At 72.1% G+C, this 16,599-nt stretch carries 14 protein-coding genes and 1 riboswitch; of the genes, 8 read left to right on the plus strand and 6 right to left on the minus strand.

Annotation, left to right across the window (positions count from 1 at the left end):
• Positions 1-3: 3 nt before the first annotated feature.
• Positions 4-993: a uroporphyrinogen decarboxylase/cobalamine-independent methonine synthase family protein gene (locus JI751_RS06315; protein ID WP_201934854.1), complete on the plus strand. Its 990-nt coding sequence runs from the start codon at positions 4-6 to the stop codon at positions 991-993.
• Between the two features lie 32 nt (positions 994-1,025).
• Here JI751_RS06315 and JI751_RS06320 read toward each other — a convergent pair whose 3' ends face one another.
• The 4 genes from JI751_RS06320 to JI751_RS06335 form a co-directional block, all read right to left on the minus strand.
• On the minus strand, positions 1,026-2,063 hold the full coding sequence (locus tag JI751_RS06320; protein ID WP_201934856.1) for a M57 family metalloprotease: 1,038 nt from the start codon (positions 2,061-2,063) through the stop codon (positions 1,026-1,028).
• Between the two features lie 44 nt (positions 2,064-2,107).
• Positions 2,108-2,755, minus strand: coding sequence for an alpha/beta hydrolase (locus JI751_RS06325; RefSeq protein ID WP_307813902.1), 648 nt, complete (start codon positions 2,753-2,755; stop codon positions 2,108-2,110).
• A 109-nt stretch (positions 2,756-2,864) separates the two neighbouring features.
• Positions 2,865-4,457: an MFS transporter gene (locus JI751_RS06330; RefSeq protein ID WP_201934857.1), complete on the minus strand. Its 1,593-nt coding sequence runs from the start codon at positions 4,455-4,457 to the stop codon at positions 2,865-2,867.
• A 74-nt stretch (positions 4,458-4,531) separates the two neighbouring features.
• Positions 4,532-5,140 carry a TetR/AcrR family transcriptional regulator gene (locus JI751_RS06335; RefSeq protein ID WP_201934858.1) on the minus strand — a complete coding sequence of 203 codons (609 nt, stop codon included), beginning with the start codon at positions 5,138-5,140 and terminating at the stop codon, positions 4,532-4,534.
• A 169-nt stretch (positions 5,141-5,309) separates the two neighbouring features.
• Between JI751_RS06335 and ligA the strand changes: the two genes are divergently transcribed.
• Complete coding sequence (gene ligA, locus JI751_RS06340) at positions 5,310-7,433, plus strand: NAD-dependent DNA ligase LigA (RefSeq protein WP_201934859.1); 2,124 nt, start codon at positions 5,310-5,312, stop codon at positions 7,431-7,433.
• A gap of 3 nt (positions 7,434-7,436) precedes the next feature.
• Here ligA and JI751_RS06345 read toward each other — a convergent pair whose 3' ends face one another.
• On the minus strand, positions 7,437-8,660 hold the full coding sequence (locus tag JI751_RS06345; protein ID WP_201934860.1) for a hypothetical protein: 1,224 nt from the start codon (positions 8,658-8,660) through the stop codon (positions 7,437-7,439).
• Positions 8,657-9,172: a SigE family RNA polymerase sigma factor gene (locus JI751_RS06350; protein WP_201934862.1), complete on the minus strand. Its 516-nt coding sequence runs from the start codon at positions 9,170-9,172 to the stop codon at positions 8,657-8,659. Before JI751_RS06350 ends, JI751_RS06345 begins: the two co-directional genes overlap by 4 nt.
• 129 nt (positions 9,173-9,301) lie before the next feature.
• Between JI751_RS06350 and JI751_RS06355 the strand changes: the two genes are divergently transcribed.
• The 6 genes from JI751_RS06355 to JI751_RS06380 all read left to right on the plus strand — a co-directional run bounded on the left by JI751_RS06355 (position 9,302) and on the right by JI751_RS06380 (position 16,333).
• Entirely contained in the window at positions 9,302-10,552 is a 1,251-nt protein-coding gene (locus JI751_RS06355) for a calcium-binding protein (RefSeq protein WP_201934863.1), read from the plus strand.
• Between the two features lie 36 nt (positions 10,553-10,588).
• Entirely contained in the window at positions 10,589-11,464 is an 876-nt protein-coding gene (locus JI751_RS06360) for a DMT family transporter (protein WP_201934865.1), read from the plus strand.
• Positions 11,465-11,474: 10 nt separating this feature from the next.
• Complete coding sequence (gatC, locus tag JI751_RS06365; RefSeq protein ID WP_201934867.1) at positions 11,475-11,774, plus strand: Asp-tRNA(Asn)/Glu-tRNA(Gln) amidotransferase subunit GatC; 300 nt, start codon at positions 11,475-11,477, stop codon at positions 11,772-11,774.
• Positions 11,771-13,285 (plus strand): Asp-tRNA(Asn)/Glu-tRNA(Gln) amidotransferase subunit GatA, encoded by a 1,515-nt coding sequence (gene gatA / locus JI751_RS06370; RefSeq protein WP_236665888.1) that lies wholly within the window; start codon positions 11,771-11,773, stop codon positions 13,283-13,285. Before gatC ends, gatA begins: the two co-directional genes overlap by 4 nt.
• 14 nt (positions 13,286-13,299) lie before the next feature.
• The gene (gatB, locus tag JI751_RS06375) at positions 13,300-14,778 is read left to right on the plus strand and encodes an Asp-tRNA(Asn)/Glu-tRNA(Gln) amidotransferase subunit GatB (protein WP_201934871.1); all 1,479 of its coding nucleotides are present in this window, start codon (positions 13,300-13,302) and stop codon (positions 14,776-14,778) included.
• 145 nt (positions 14,779-14,923) lie between these two features.
• Positions 14,924-16,333, plus strand: a complete 1,410-nt coding sequence (locus tag JI751_RS06380) for a prenyltransferase/squalene oxidase repeat-containing protein (RefSeq protein ID WP_201934874.1) — start codon at positions 14,924-14,926, stop codon at positions 16,331-16,333.
• A gap of 101 nt (positions 16,334-16,434) precedes the next feature.
• A riboswitch (cobalamin riboswitch) is annotated at positions 16,435-16,573 on the plus strand.
• Positions 16,574-16,599: the final 26 nt, after the last annotated feature.

Consider the following 16,599-nt stretch of genomic DNA (forward strand, 5'->3'; position numbering starts at 1 on the left):
CGCATGACGACCGCCACCGGCGTCGGCTCCCTGCCGGGGACCACCGACGCGGCCTACGCCGAGGCCGTACGCCTCGTGCTGGACGGGCTGCCCGACCTGCCCCACGTCCCCGAGCTGCCGGGACGCGGCGTCACCGCGGCGATGACCGGCCGCGCGCTGGCGGTCACCGCCGGCCTCGCCGCCGACCTGCAGCCGGCGGGGTGGCGACTGACCGACGCCAGCGGCGTCGACCACCGCCGGGCACGGTCGCTGCTCGCCCAGGACCTCGACGCCGTCGAGGAGCTGGCCCAGGGCTACGAGGGGACCTTCAAGACCCAGGTCGCCGGGCCGTGGACCCTTGCCGCGACGGTGGAGAAGCCGCGCGGCGACAAGGTGCTCAGCGACCACGGTGCCCGCCGCGACCTCGCGCAGGCGCTGGCCGAGGGGGTCACGGTCCACCTCGCCGACCTGCGACGGCGCATCGTCGGCGTCGACCGCTGGATCGTGCAGGTCGACGAACCCGCCCTCGCCGCCGTGGCGCACGCCCAGGTCCCCACCGCCAGCGGCTTCGGCCGCCACCGCCGCGTCGACCCGCCCGAGCTGTCGGCCCACCTCGAGTGGGTCGTCGAGGCCGTGGCCGCGGCAGGGGCCGAGGCGTGGGTCCATTCCTGCGCCCCGCAGACGCCGTGGTCGCTGGTCGCCGGCACCGGGGTGAGCGGCCTCTCGGCCGACCTCGACATGCTCGGGCCGGCGGACCTCGACACCTTCGCCGAGGCGCTCGACGCGGGCCGGACGGCCGCCCTCGGCGTCGTACCGTCCACCGACGTCGCCGCCGCACCGTCCGACGCCCGGATCGTCGAGCGCGTGCAGCGCTGGCTCGACATGCTCGGCCTCGACCCGGAGACCGCCGGGGAGCGCCTCGTGGTCACCCCGACGTGCGGGCTCGCCGGTGCGACGCCGGCGTGGGCCGCCCGCGCCGTACGGCTCTCCGCCACCGTCGCGCGCAACCTCTGACCACCCGCCCGGGGACGAGCGGAGGACTGTGCTCAGTCGAAGCGGGTCACCGCGAGCGGCGACGCAGCCCGCGGCGGCAGGTCCGCCGTACGCGCGGCCACGCGGGCACCCGTGCCGGTGACCATCACCGTCGTCGGGGCGAGCGCGAAGTTGTAGCCCTGGTCGAACTGCCAGACCGACAGGCACACCGGACCCGCGGGGAGGGGCCTGAGGTACTCGGTGGCCGCACCGCCCACAGGTGTGGCTCCCCACAGGCCGATCCCGACCTGGGTGGTGTCGTCGCCGGGCACGGCGGTGCAGGCGGCGGGCGTCGCGTGGACCTCGAAGCCCGGCTCGCCGTAGGCCCAGGTGCCGAGCCAGCCGGGGACCGCCGGCTCGGGAGCGCGGGTGACCGTGACGCTGAGACCGCCGCCCTCCTGGGTCGGCGTGACGGCGCCGGTCGCCGGGATCCGGTCGATCGCGTCGCACCACTCGGTCTCGGCGAGGCGCGGCTTGCCGCCGTAGATCCGCTTGGCCCGCTTGAGGTCGACCTTCTCGATGATGCGGCAGCGCCACCGGCCGGGCTTGGCGGCCTCGATGTCGTCGCCGATGCACAGTGAGGGGGCGACGCCGTTGGTGTGCGAGGTGTTCATCAGCGAGCAGCCCGACATGTTGTGCTCGAGCCCGATCACGTGGCCGAGCTCGTGGGCGACGACCAGGGTCTGACCCGGCCAGGCGCACTTCTGGCCGTCGGCGTCGGTGCCGTGCAGGATGCTGACGGTCGCCTTGCGGCCGGGTCCGGGGTAGCCGAGCGTCCCGTAGCCGGTGCCGCAGCCGGCGGGCACGCGCTTGGTGTTCCTGATGACCAGCCGCGCCTTGCGCACGCTGGACACCTTGACGAACTCCACGTTGATCCCGCTGCTGTTCCACGCCTTCACGGCCGCCTTCACCGCGCCGCGGTCGAGGGAGTTGTCGACGTAGGTGATGCGGCCCTTCGGCCACTTGCGGGGCGCGGCCTCCGCGCTGGCGGCCAGCCCGACCGTCAGGAGGAGAGCGATGAGCAGGGCGAGGACGGTGCGGACACGTGACACTGGGACCCCCGTGGGTGTGCGACTGCCGGGAGCCTAGGCCCGCGTCAGCGGTCCTCGGAAGGGGTGGCGAGCGCGTGGGCGTCGAGGACCTCGAGCACCGACCCGATCGCGACGTCGTGCCAACGGCGCGAACCGGTCAGCATGTAGTGGCCGAGCGCACCCATGTCGCGCAGGTCGGCGCTCTCGGCGACGCGGCGCGCACGCTCGACGTAGCGCGTGGTCTCGCGGAACGACGTGATCCGGTCACGGCGGCCGTGCGCGGCCCGCAGCGTGCGGCCGGCCAGGGTCGCGACCGGGTCGTCCGCCGACCACCACGGGGCGAGCCCGACGACCCCCACGACCGACGGGGCGTCGGCGACGTGGACGGCCACCCGGGCGCCCATCGAGTGCCCGAGCAGGACGACGGGGACGTCGCCGTGGACCTCGCGCAGGCGGTCGAGGGTCCAGCGTGCATCGGACACGGGGTCCGCGCCGCCGTTCCAGCCACGACGGCGGTAGCGCGCCAGCCAGACCCCGGCCCCGGCGTCGTGCGCCTGCTGGGCGATGTCGCGGGCCAGCCACCCGGCGCGGCGCCACGAGGCGCTGCGCCCGTCGACGGCCTGGTTCGAGCGCGGCTTGCCGCCGTGCAGCACCAGCACCATCGCCCGCGGTCGTCCGGGGGCGTCGTACGTCGTCAGGTAGGGCTCGCTCACGCGTCTCCTTCGGCGCTGGCTGGGTGATCGGATGGGACGAGGTGGAGGAGAACGGGGCGAGGGAGGACCTCCGTCTCCGGAGATCCTCCCTCGCGGGTCGTGCGGTGGATCAGTGGGCGACAACGCCCTCCGGGCCGTCGGTCGCGAGCTCCTCGTGCTTGACGTCGAGGAAGATCCAGATCACCACCGAAGCGGCGAGCATGAGGATCGAGCCGACCAGGAAGGCGTTGGTCGAGCCCTCCGTGAAGATCTGCTGCTGCGCGATCTCGGCGAACGCCTTCGCCTGCTCCGGCGACGGCTGGGGGAGGCCCGCCGCGGCCTCGGCGAACTCCTTGCCCCGGTCGGTGAAGGTCTGCGTCGCGACCGTCGCCAGGACGGCGAGGCCGAGCGCACCGCCGACCTGCTGTGCCGTGTTGAGCACGCCGGAGCCGATGCCGGACTCCTCGGAGCGCAGGTGGTGGACGGCCGTCAGGGTCACCGGGACGAACGTCAGGCCCATGCCGAAGGCCATCATGATGATGAAGGGCATGATGTCGGTGAGGTAGGACCCCGTCAGGTCGCTCGGCGGGAACGACGTGTCGTAGGGCAACGTGGAGAAGCCGAACAGCGCACCGGCCGCGAACAGCGTGCCGACGCCGGAGATGAAGCGCGGGTCGATCCGGTTGACCAGGTTGGAGGCCAGCCCGGCGCCCACGACGATGCCGACCGTGAACGGGAGGAAGGCGACGCCGGCCTTGAGCGGGGAGTAGCCCATCACGTTCTGGATGTACTGGCTGAGGAAGTAGAACATCGCGAACATCGCCGCCGGGGCGAGGAACATCGCCACGAAGCTCGAGGCGCGCGTGCGGTTGGTGAAGATGCGGAACGGCAGGAGCGGGTGCTCGACGCGGCTCTCGACGAACCCGAAGACGACGAGCATGATCACGCCGGCGATCAGGCTGGCGATCGTGATCGAGTCGCCCCAGCCCTCGGAGCCGGCGCGGGTCAGGCCGTAGACGACGCCCAGCAGGCCGAGCGTGCCGGTGACGGCGCCGGGCAGGTCGAGCTGGCCGGGGTGCGACTCGGACTCGTTGAGGAAGCGCGGTGCGAGGAACGCGGCAGCCAGGCCGATCGGGACGTTGATGAGGAAGGTGAAGCGCCAGCCGTCGACCACGACGCCGAAGATCTCCGGTGACGTCCCGGTGAGCCAGCCGCCGAGGATGAGGCCGACGGCCGCGCCGGCGCCGGACATGGCGGCGTAGACCGCGAACGCGCGGTTGCGGGCGGGACCCGCGGGGAACGTGGTGGTGATCAGCGCGAGCGCGGCCGGGGAGGCGAGCGCGGCGCCGAGGCCCTGCAGGCCACGGGCGGCGAGCAGCAGGGGCTCGTTGGTCGCGAGACCGCCGAGGAGCGAGGCGATCGCGAAGATCGCGAGGCCGGCCATGAAGACCTTGCGGCGGCCGTAGAGGTCACCGAGGCGGCCGCCGAGCAGCAGCAGGCTGCCGAAGGCGAGGGCGTACCCGGTGACGATCCAGGGGAGGTTGGCGTTGCTGATCTCCAGGTCGACCTGGATGTAGGGGAGCGCGATGTTGGCGATGGTCGCGTCGAGCACGACCATCAGCTGCGCGATCGAGATCAGGACGAGGGCCCAGGTGAGGTTGAGCTCCCGCTGGGGCGGGGCGCTCGCCCCGGAGGGCGGCGTGGTGCTGGCGGTGTCGGTCATGGAGAAGTCCTTCGGAGGTGCTGGTCGGGTTCGAGTGGATCAGAGGGGTACGACAGTGGGCCGGGGTCGACCGGTCAGGTGGGGCGCGGACAGGGGCCGTTGAGGGCGGCGGGGAGGATGACCTGGTCGAGGACGCGCCCCACCAGGTCGGGGGTGACCGTCTCGCCGAGCAGGAACGCGCGGTGGAGCACGATCCCGGCGAGCGCGGGGGCGAGGACCGACAGGTCGGCGTCGGGGTGGACCTCGCCGCGCTCCCGGGCGCGCTCGTAGATGCAGCGCGAGGACTCGACCTTCGGGCCGATGAAGTCGCGCCGGTAGACCTCGGCGAACTCCGGGTCGCGCCCCATGGCCGTCACGACGGCCGACAGCACCGACTGGGCGAGCGGGTCGTTGAGCCCGCCGCTGCCACCGCAGTAGGCCTCGATCAGGTCACCGCGCAGGCTGCCGGTGTCGGGCACGACGCTCTCGCCCTTGTGGGCCATGATCGCCGCGACGACGAGCTCGGGCTTGCCGTTCCAGCGTCGGTAGAGCGTCGCCTTCGACGCCTTCGCCCGGCTCGCGACGGCATCCATCGTGAGCAGGTCGTAGCCGACCTCGTCGAGCACCTCGAGGGTCGCCCGGAAGATCTCCAGCTCGCGGTCGCCCTCCACGCGTGGGCGGGTGCCGGTCTCGGTCGGGGTCACGGTGGCCTTCCTGTGTGACGGTCATCACGATGAAACGGAACGGTTTCGTTTCGATCAACCGCAGCCTAGGCAGATCTATTCCGATGGAACAAACACGTTTCATCCGGTCCAGACCACGGAGCCCGTACGTCGCGCGCGGGGTGTCGGTGGCGACCGGCAGACTGTGCCCATGAGCACGCCCGATGCCGCCCCGGACGCGACCGTCGCCACCGCTCCACCAGAGGCGCGCGAGCGCCACCGCGAGCTGAGCGAGCAGGTCGACGACGCTCGCTGGCGCTACTACGTGCTCGACGACCCGACGCTCTCCGACGCCGACTTCGACGTCCGGCTGCGCGAGCTCGAGGCGCTCGAGGACTCCTATCCCGAGCTCCGTACGCCCGACTCCCCGACGCAGAAGGTCGGCGGTGCGGTCTCGACCGAGTTCACCGCTGTCGACCACCTCCAGCGGATGGAGTCGCTCGACAACGCCTTTTCCTCCGAGGAGCTCGCCGGGTGGTATGCCCGGATCCTGCGCGAGGGCATCGAGGCGCCCGCGCTGCTGTGCGAGCTCAAGGTCGACGGGCTCGCGATCAACCTGCTCTACGAGGAGGGTCGCCTGGTCCGGGCGCTGACCCGCGGCGACGGCCGCACGGGGGAGGACGTCACGCCCAACGTCAAGACGATCGCGTCGGTGCCGCACCGGCTCACCGGCACCGACGAGCACCCGGTCCCCGCGCTGGTCGAGGTCCGCGGCGAGGTGTTCCTGCCGGCGGAGGCGTTCGAGCGCCTCAACGCCTCGATGGTCGACGCCGGCAAGCCGATGTTCGCCAACCCGCGCAACGCCGCGGCCGGGTCGCTGCGCCAGAAGGACCCCAAGGTCACCGCGACCCGCGACCTCGGGATGGTCTGCCACGGCATCGGCGCCCGCGAGGGCTTCGAGCCGGCGACGCAGAGCGGCGCCTACGACGCCCTCCAGGCGTGGGGGCTGCCGATCTCCGAGCAGGTCCGGGTGGTGCCGACGCTGGAGGCCGTGGAGGAGCGGATCGCGCACGTCGGCGAGCACCGCCACACGATCGTCGGCTACGAGATCGACGGCCTCGTGGTCAAGGTCGACGACGTCTCCCTCCAGCGCCGCCTCGGCTCGACGAGCCGTGCTCCGCGCTGGGCGATCGCCTTCAAGTACCCGCCCGAGGAGGTCAACACCCTGCTGAGGTCGATCGAGGTCAACGTCGGCCGCACCGGACGGGTGACCCCCTACGGCGTGATGGAGCCGACCAAGGTCGCCGGCTCGACCGTCGAGAACGCCACCCTCCACAACGCCCACGAGGTCGAGCGCAAGGACGTCCGGCCCGGCGACACGGTGATCCTGCGCAAGGCCGGCGACGTGATCCCCGAGATCCTCGGCCCGGTCCTCGCCCTGCGCCCTCAGGGCCTGAAGCCGTGGAAGATGCCGACGAAGTGCCCCGCCTGCGGGACCGCCCTGGCCCAGCAGAAGGAGGGCGACAAGGACCTGCGCTGCCCCAACCACGAGCACTGTCCCGCCCAGGTGCGTGAGCGTGTCTTCCACGTCGCGGGCCGCGGTGCCTTCGACATCGAGGGACTGGGCTACGAGGCGGCCGTCGCGCTGCTCGACGCCGGCGCGATCGCCAACGAGGGCGACCTCTTCGACCTCGACGAGGCCGCGCTGCTCACGGCGCCGCTCTTCACCCGCGCCCCCAAGAAGGGCGAGGACGGGCCGCAGCTCAGCGCCAACGGCGTACGCCTCCTGGCCAACCTCCAGGACCGCAAGGCCGCGGTGCCGCTGTGGCGGGTGCTCGTCGCGCTGTCCATCCGCCACGTCGGCCCCACCGCCGCACGCGCCCTCGCGACCGAGCTCGCCTCCATGGCCGCTGTGCGGGAGGCGTCCGAGGAGGCGCTGGCCGCCACCGAGGGGGTCGGTCCGACGATCGCCGCCTCGGTGCGCGAGTGGTTCGACGGACCGGAGTCCGCGTGGCACAACGCGATCGTCGACGCCTGGGCCGCCGCGGGCGTGGCGATGGCCGACGAGCGCGACGAGTCGATCGCGCGCACCCTCGAGGGCCTCACGGTCGTCGTCACGGGAGGGCTCCAGGGCTACACCCGCGACTCGGTCAAGGAGGCGATCATCAGCCGCGGCGGCAAGGCGTCGGGGTCGGTGTCGAAGAAGACGGACTTCGTCGTGGTGGGCGAGAACGCCGGCTCCAAGGCCGACAAGGCCGAGCAGCTCGGCGTCCGGGTCCTCGACGAGGCGGCGTTCACCATCCTCCTCGAGGAGGGCCCGGACGGGCTCCCCTGAGGGTCAGCTCTCGTAGGACCTGCCGGCGAGGACCACCGTGTTCTCCGGCAGCGGCTCGTCGTCGACCCATGTCATCGTGCCGCAGTTCTCACCGTTCTCGTCGCAGGTCGTCTCGGTCCGCTCGACGGGCTCCGGCTCCGGGACGCGCTCGATGTCGACGGTCTCCTCGGTGCAGGAACCCGTCGAGGTGGAGCATGTCGTCACGACGTCGCCGTCCACCCGGTAGACGCTGCCGTCGCGGGTCCAGCCCAGCTCCCACGGTGCGCCCTCGACCACGACGTCCTGGCCGGTGCCGACGTCGTACACGGTGGTCTCGGTGACCTCCCCGCCGTCGGCGAGCTCCTCGACGAACGCCATCGCGTGGTAGCCGTCGGGGGAGAGGTCGAGCCAGCCGTAGGACCCCTCGGGCAGGTAGACGGCCAGCGCGGCGTCGCCGTCGATGATCGAGCGGACGGCGCGGCGCTCGCCGAGGGTCGAGGCGTAGTAGCCGCCGCGGACCTCCCCGACGGGCTCGGTCACGAGCGGCGTCTCGGAGCCGGTCGTGCGGTCGGCGGTGTAGGTGCGGTCGGCGAAGCGCGCGATGACCATGTCGCCCACCAGCGACAGGGGCGGCACGTCCCACGGGCCGGCGTCGAGGTCGGGCAGCGGCACCCGCTGGACGACGTCGCCGGTGCCGGCGTCGCGGACGACGGCGTAGAGCCGGTCACCCTGTCGCTCGGCGAGCGCGTAGAGCGGCAGGTCGGGATCGGTCGCCGGCGCGTAGCCCTCGGGGACCTCGCCGAGGTCGACCGACCGCCCGTCGCCGCCCACCAGCGTGAGCTGCTCGGTGCCCGACCCGTTGGAGGCGCCGCCCTTCTCGTTGCTGCGGACCAGCACGCCGTCGGAGGTGTAGTGCAGCGAGTGGACGATGCCGGGCACCTCGACGGCGGTGCCGCCGACGTATACCCGCGAGCCGACCGCGAACACCGCGGTGCTGCCCGGGGTGGAGGCGGGGTCGGGAGCGCTGTCCTGCTGGCCGGTCGGCAGCGAGAAGATGACCGCGCCGCCCAGGACGACGGAGGCGGCGACCGCGCCGGCCCCGACCGCGACGCGACGGCGGCGGCGCAGGCGGCGGCCGAGTCCGAGCACGTCGGCCGTCGGTGCCACTGGGACGCCCAGGTGGTCGGCGTGCGTGTGGAGGTCGGCGCGCAGGGCCGTGAGCAGCTGGTGGTCGTCCTGGTGGCTCATGAGCGGGCTCCGTTCGGGAGGGACTGGTCGCCGATCAGCTCGCGCAGGCGGGCGAGGGCGACGGACGTCTGCGACTTCACGGTGCCGGGGGAGCAGCCGAGGGCGTCCGCGGTCTGGGCGACCGACAGGTCGTCGTAGAACCGGAGCACGACGACTGCGCGCTGGCGCGGCGGGAGCGCGGCCAGGGCGTCCATCACGGCCGGTCGGTCGCTGGGGTCGGGGTGGCGGCCGAGCACGTCGAGGCCGGCGTCCTCGCGGGGGAGCTCGTTGCGCCACGAGCGGCGGCGGAACCACGAGGTCGCCGTGTTGACGAGAGTGGTCCGCGCGTAGGCGTAGGCCGCGTCGCGCTCGCGGACGCGCGCCCAGGCGACGTACGTCTTGGCGAGCGCGGTCTGCGTGAGGTCCTCGGCCAGGCCGTGGTCGCCGAGCAGGAGGTGGGCCGTGCGGTAGAGGCCGGGCCAGGAGGCGTGAACGAAGTCCGCGAAGTCCGCGTCCTGTTCGTGGCGTGTCATCGGGTGCTCCTCGAGAAGGTGTCACCTTGCCAGACGCCGCGAGGGCCGGTTCGGTTGGTGCGCATCGGGGTTTGGGAGGCGCAGGATGGGGTCAGAAGAACGCGACACGACTAATCCTTGGGAGTCAGCATGCGTCTCACCCGTTCCCTCGTCCCCGTGCTCGTCGCCGCAGCCGGTCTCGCCGCGCCGCTCGCGATCGCACCCACTGCGCACGCCGCCGCCGTCACGTGCGCCGGCCTGAAGGCGACGATCGTCGGCAACGACAGGGCCAACTCGATCGCCGGCACGCCCAAGCGCGACGTCATCGCCGCGCGCGGCGGCAACGACACCATCCGCGGGCTGGCCGGCAACGACGTGATCTGCGGCGGGGAGGGGGCGGACCGGATCCTCGGTGGCGAGGGCGACGACAAGCTCTACGGGGAGGCCGACCTGCTGCGCCTCGACCAGTTCGGCCGCACCGTGAAGCGGGGCGACACGATCTCCGGCGGTCCCGGCAACGACTTCATCGACATCGGCTACGACTCCCGCCCGGCCTCGGACAGCACGGTCGTCGAGCTCGACGGAGTCTCCTACCTCAATGCCCCGGCCCCTGTCGTGGTCGACTTCCAGGCGGCGGGCACGGTGCCGATCACCGCGGAGGGCAACGACATCGTGACGGGATTCGCCGGGGGCATCCGCATCGTCGCGAGCCCGTTCAACGACACCATCAAGGGCACCAACAAGCGGGACGTGATCGCCGCGCGCGGCGGCGACGACACGATCTTCGGTCGCGGCGGCGACGACTACCTGCTCGCCGACGCGTCCGGCACCGTCGGCAACGACCGGCTCTACGGCGACGCCGGCGACGACCAGCTCGCCGGCACGGTCGGCATCGACACCTTCGTCGGAGGCAGCGGCAGCGACGACCTGCGGACGGCCTCGGAGAGCCACCAGGTCTGGCGTGGCGGCAGTGGGAGCGACACCATGACCTTCCCGATCCCGGTCGAGTCGGGCTTCGTCGCGAAGGGCTACGGCGGACAGGACAAGCTGCGCATCATGGCCAACTCCAACCCGGCCCTCAAGCCCACGCTGCGCATCGACCAGCTAAAGAAGACCACCATCCGCGACCTCCAGCCCTTCACGCTCGAGGGCAAGATCACCGGGTTCAGCGACGTCATCCTGCCTGCGCGGACCTCGTCGATCTTCAAGGGCAGCAACGACTCCGAGATCATCACCGCCAACCCCGACTACCGCGTGCAGATCTACGGACGCGGCGGCGCCGACGTGATGACCGGCTCCGACGAGCCCGACCGTCTCGACGGCGGCAAGGGCTTCGACATCGCCCGAGGCCGCGGCGGCAACGACACCTGCAAGGCCGCGGAGAAGCGCTCGAGCTGCTGACGCACGTCGCGGGTCCGCACCTGACATCCTGTGCCGGTGCGGACCCGGCTGCTCGTGACGGCGTTGCTGATCGTCGCGTGGGGCTCGACCTTCACCTCGCTCAAGGTCGCGCTCGAGGGCTGCCCGCCGCTGGTGCTGGCAGCGACGCGCTGCCTCGTCGGTGGCGCGCTGCTCGCCCTCGTCGCCGGAGCGTCGCGACGTCCGCTCCGGCTGCGGGGCAACCTCGGCCCCTACGCCGCCCTCACCCTGCTCAACGTCGTCGGCTTCTTCGGCCTCCAGGTGCTCGCGATCGACCACCTCGACTCGGGCTACGCCTCGCTCCTGCTCTACCTCCAGCCGGTCGTCACGGTCCTCCTCGCGCGCCCGCTCCTCGGGGACCCGCTCGGCCCGGCCCGCGTGCTCGGCGCGCTCACCGCCTTCGCCGGCGTCGCGGTGGTCTCCCTGCGCCACGAGGGGGAGGTGTCGTCGTACGGCGTCGCGCTGGGCGTGGCGACCGCCGTCTGCTGGTCGCTGGGGACCATCACGGTCAAGCGGACCGCAGCGCGCGTCGAGCCGCTGTGGGCGGTGGCGCTGCCGCTCGTGGCGGGCGGAGCGCTGCTCGCCGTCGCCGCGGCCCTCACCGGGACGGACGGTCTCGACCTCACGCCGACGGTGGGTATCGGCGTCGTCTGGACGACGCTCGTCGGCACGGCGCTGGCGTGGCTGCTCTGGATGCACCTCGTCACGACCGGCGAGGTCGGCCGGGTCGCGGTGAGCATCTTCCTCGTCCCGGTGGTGGCCGTCCTGCTGGGCTGGGCGCTGCTGGACGAGCAGCTGGGCTGGCCGCTCGCGGCGGGCACGCTGCTGGTGTGCGCCGGCGTCTACGCGGTCAACCGCTGGCCGGGCCGCAGGGCGACCGAGCCGCTCTCCTAGGATTGACCGCATGCCCGAGATCACCCGCGAGGAGGTGGCCCACCTGGCCACCCTCGCCCGCATCGACCTCTCCGACGACGAGCTCGACCACCTCGCCCCCCAGCTGAGCGTGATCCTCGAGTCCGTCGCCTCGATCACCGGCGTCGCGGGGGACGACGTGCCGCCCACGTCGCACGCGATCCCGCTGACCAACGTCTTCCGCGAGGACGTCGTCGTGCCCGGCCTCAGCGCCGAGGAGGCGCTCTCGGGCGCACCGGCCGTGGAGGACCAGCGCTTCTCCGTCCCGCGGATCCTGGGTGAGGAGGCCTGATGTCGCTCGTACGCCGCACCGCCGCGTCCCTCGCCGATGACCTGGCCTCGGGTGAGGTCACGTCCGTCCAGCTGACGGAGGCCCACCTCGACCGGATCGCCGAGGTCGATCCCGACGTCCACGCCTTCCTGCACGTCGACCGCGACGGCGCCCTGGCACAGGCCGCCGACTCCGACGCCCGCCGCTCGCGCGGCGAGGCGCGGGGGCCGCTCGACGGCGTACCGATCGCGGTCAAGGACGTCATGGCGACCCGCGGGCTGCCGACGACCTGCGGCTCGAAGATCCTCGAGGGCTGGGTGCCGCCCTACGACGCGACCGTCGTCGAGCGCCTGCGCGTCGCAGGCCTGCCGATCCTCGGCAAGACCAACATGGACGAGTTCGCGATGGGCTCGTCGACCGAGCACTCCGCCTACGGCCCGACCCACAACCCGTGGGACCTCGACCGGATCCCCGGCGGCTCCGGCGGCGGCTCGGCCGCTGCCGTCGCGGCCTACGAGGCGCCCCTCGCGATCGGCACCGACACCGGCGGCTCGATCCGCCAGCCCGGCGCCGTCACCGGCACCGTCGGCGTGAAGCCGACCTACGGCGGGGTGTCGCGCTACGGCCTCGTCGCGCTGGCCAACAGCCTCGACCAGGCCGGCCCGGTCACCCGCACCGTCCTCGACGCGGCGATGCTCCACGACGTCATCGGCGGCCACGACCTGCGCGACTCCACGTCCATCAAGCAGGAGTGGCCGTCGTTCACCGAGGCCGCGACGCAGGGTGCGTCCGGCGACCTCGCGGGCCTCAAGGTCGGCGTGATCACCGAGATGCAGGGCGAGGGCTGGCAGCCTGGCGTGATGGCGCGCTTCAACGAGTCCGTCGAGCTGATGGTCAAGGCCGGGGCCGAGGTCGTCGAGGTCTCCTGCCCGTCCTTCGTGCACGCCCTCGCCGCCTACTACCTGATCCTCCCGGCGGAGGCGTCGAGCAACCTCGCGAAGTTCGACGCGATGCGCTACGGCCTGCGGGTCACCCCCGAGGGCAACCCCAGCGCCGAGGACGTCATGCGCGCCACCCGCGACGCCGGGTTCGGCGACGAGGTCAAGCGCCGCATCATCCTCGGCACCTACGCCCTGTCCAGCGGCTACTACGACGCCTACTACGGGCAGGCGCAGAAGATCCGCACGCTCATCAGCCGCGACTTCGATGCCGCCTTCGAGCGCGTCGACGTGCTGGTCTCGCCGACGGCGCCGACGACGGCGTTCAGGCTGGGCGAGAAGCTCGACGACCCCATGGCGATGTACCTCAACGACCTCGCCACCATCCCGGCGAACCTGGCCGGCGTGCCCGGCATCTCGGTGCCCAACGGCCTGGCCGACGAGGACCAGCTGCCCAGCGGGTTCCAGGTCCTCGCCCCCGCGCTGGCCGACGACCGGGTCTACCGGGTGGGCGCCGCGCTGGAGGCGCTGCACGTGCAGGAGTGGGGCGGTCCGCTGCTCGACCGCGCAACCGGACTGGAGACAGACAAGTGAACGACGCTGCCCTGATGCCGTACGACGACGTGCTGGCCGCCTTCGACCCGGCGCTCGGGCTCGAGGTCCACGTCGAGCTCAACACCGCCTCGAAGATGTTCTGCGGCTGCCCGGCCACCTTCGGCGGCGAGCCCAACGCGGGCACCTGCCCGACGTGCCTCGGCCTGCCCGGCGCGATGCCCGTCGTCAACGGCAAGGCCGTCGAGTCGGCGATCCGGATCGGCCTCGCGCTCAACTGCGACATCGCCGAGTGGTGCCGCTTCGCGCGGAAGAACTACTTCTACCCGGACATGCCGAAGAACTTCCAGACATCGCAGTACGACGAGCCGATCGCGTTCGACGGCTGGATGGACGTCGACGTCGACGGCGAGACGTTCCGCGTCGAGATCGAGCGCGCGCACATGGAGGAGGACACCGGGAAGTCGCTGCACGTCGGCGGCGCGACCGGACGCATCCACGGCGCCGACTACTCGCTCGTCGACTACAACCGTGCCGGGATCCCGCTCATCGAGATCGTCACCCGCCCGATCCTCGGCGCGGGGGAGAAGGCACCCGAGGTCGCCAAGGCGTACGTCTCGCAGCTGCGCGAGCTGATCGTCGCCCTGGGCGTCTCCGAGGCCCGGATGGACCAGGGCAACCTGCGTGCCGACGTGAACCTCTCGCTGTCGCCCAAGGGCAGCGGCACCCTCGGGACCCGCACCGAGACCAAGAACGTCAACTCGTTCCGCTCGGTCGAGCGGGCCGTGCGCTACGAGATGCAGCGGCACGCAGTGATCCTGAGCGACGGTGGCTCCATCCTCCAGGAGACCCGCCACTGGCACGAGGACACCGGGATCACCACGAGCGGTCGCGAGAAGTCCGACGCCGAGGACTACCGCTACTTCCCCGAGCCCGACCTGGTGCCGGTCGCACCGAGCCGCGAGTGGGTCGACGAGCTCCGTGGCACCCTGCCCGAGAACCCGACCGCACGCAGGGCTCGCCTCCAGGAGGAGTGGGGCTTCAGCGACCTCGACATGCGCGACACCATCGGTGCCGGCGCGTTGGGCCTGGTCGAGGAGACGATCGCGGCCGGCGCCACGCCGCAGGCCGCGCGCAAGTGGTGGCTCGGCGAGCTCGCCCGGCGCAGCAACGAGGACGGCGTCGACCTCGTCGACCTCGCCATCACCCCGGCCGACGTGGCGCGGGTCCAGGCGCTCGTCGACGACAAGACGGTCAACGACAAGCTCGCCCGTCAGGTGATCGAGGGCGTGCTGGCCGGCGAGGGGACGCCCGACGAGGTCGTGGCGCGCCGTGGCCTCGCGGTGGTCTCCGACGACGGTGCGCTCGGTGCGGCGGTCGACAAGGCGATCTCCGAGAACCCCGACGTGGCCGACAAGATCCGCGACGGCAAGCACGCCGCGGCCGGCGCGCTCATCGGCGCGGTGATGAAGGAGATGCGCGGGCAGGCCGACGCCGCCCGGGTGCGCGAGCTGATCCTGGAGAAGCTCGCCTGAAAGGTCCTGCTTTCTTCCCGGTCTAGACAACTTGTTACCGTGGTCGCGCGTCACATTGGTCACATCACCAACGAAACGCTCGTGCCACGAGGGGGCTGGCGGCCATCGGCCGCCGTGGGGCTCCCGCGCGAGCGGGAAGGAAGTCATGCACCATCGCATTCGACCCATCCGGACGGCCGCAGTAGCGCTGTCCACCGTCGCCCTGGGCGCCGGAGTGCTCGCTGCTCCGCCTGCCACGGCTGACGCCTCGTCCGCTCTTCGGAGCGCCAAGGCGGGCATCAAGACCGACAGCACGCCGTCCAACGTCGCCGCCGACTGGATCACCGACGAGCTCACCAACGGGCTCATGGTCGGCCAGAACGGCCCCGACCTCGGCCTGACCCTCGACACCGGTCTCGCCCTGGTGAGCGTGCCGGACCGCGACGCCGGCGTCGCAGCCATCAACACCGCCTTCAAGCCGCGGCTGAACGAGTACGTCGGCGACGGCACGAAGGAGTCCTACGCCGGGGCGCTCGGCAAGGCGGCCGCCTTCGCCCGTGGAGCCGGGGAGAACCCGATCGACTACGGCGGCGTGAACCTCGTCGCCCGCCTCGAGGAGCGCACCGCCGACGTCCCGGCCGACCCGACGAAGGAGCCGCAGGCTGCTGCGTTCGCCGGCCGGATCTTCGACAAGTCGGAGTCGGGCAACTTCGCCAACGTCGTCGGTCAGTCCTACGCCGTCCGTGAGCTGTCGCTCGCGCGGTCCGCCGAGGCGGCCGCGGCTCGCGACTTCCTGCTCAAGCAGCAGTGTGCCTCGGGCTACTTCCGGCTGAACTTCGACAAGGCCAACGTGCCCAGCCAGTCCTGCGTCGAGGGTGCGCCCGGCAGCGAGGCGGACACGGACGCCACTGCGCTCGCGATGATCAACCTCATCGAGTCCAACGACACCTCGGCTCCGGTCAAGGCGGCGTTGGACAAGGCGAGCGCCTGGCTGGTCGACAAGCAGCGCAACAGTGGTGCCCTCCGCAGCTCCGGTGACGGTGCGCAGATCAACACCAACACCACCGCTCTCGGTGGCTACGCGCTCGGCCTGATGCGCCAGTCGGACGCCGCCCAGAAGGCGGCGCTCTGGGTCCGCAAGAACCAGCCGGTCGACAAGTACAAGTGCCGCACCGCGCTGACCAGCGACACCGGCGTCGTCGCGTTCCGCAAGGACCGCATCAAGGGCGCCTCGACCACCGGCATCCCGGCCGACGCCCGTGACGAGTGGCGTCGTGCCACCGCCCAGGCCATCCTCGGGCTCCAGTTCGCCCCGGCGAGCAAGGACCGCTTCCGGATCGAGGCCGTGCGCAAGCAGGCCCGCGCCGGCGAGCGCGTCCAGTTCCGGGTCTACGGACTGGCTCCCAGCGAGAGCGCCTGCATGCAGGTCAAGGGTGACTTCTTCCGCGTCAAGGGGAAGAAGACCGGCAACAAGATCGTGCGCAAGCTCCAGCTGCCCACGGGCAACCAGCGTCGCGTCGGCCTGGTGAAGACGTCGGACGACGAGGCTCGCACCACGATCCTGGTCCGCAACTGATCCACCAGCTCCACCTCGACACACCTGTCACACCACGATCGGCCCGGCGTCTCGCGACGCCGGGCCGACGTGCGTACGGACTCCCGACGGGGTTAGGCTGCGCTCGCCGCACCCGCCTGGGTCGGCACCACACACGCCCGAGGTGGGGAAAGTCGGTCCGAAACCGACGCTGACCCGCAACCGTGGGCACGGGAGCGATCCCGTGCGAGCCGGAACACCTGCCTCGACGCGTCTTGAACACCATCGCTGTCGAGGAATGCAGCGGG

The organism is Nocardioides baculatus (genome assembly GCF_016735675.1).
Taxonomy (GTDB): domain Bacteria; phylum Actinomycetota; class Actinomycetes; order Propionibacteriales; family Nocardioidaceae; genus Nocardioides; species Nocardioides baculatus.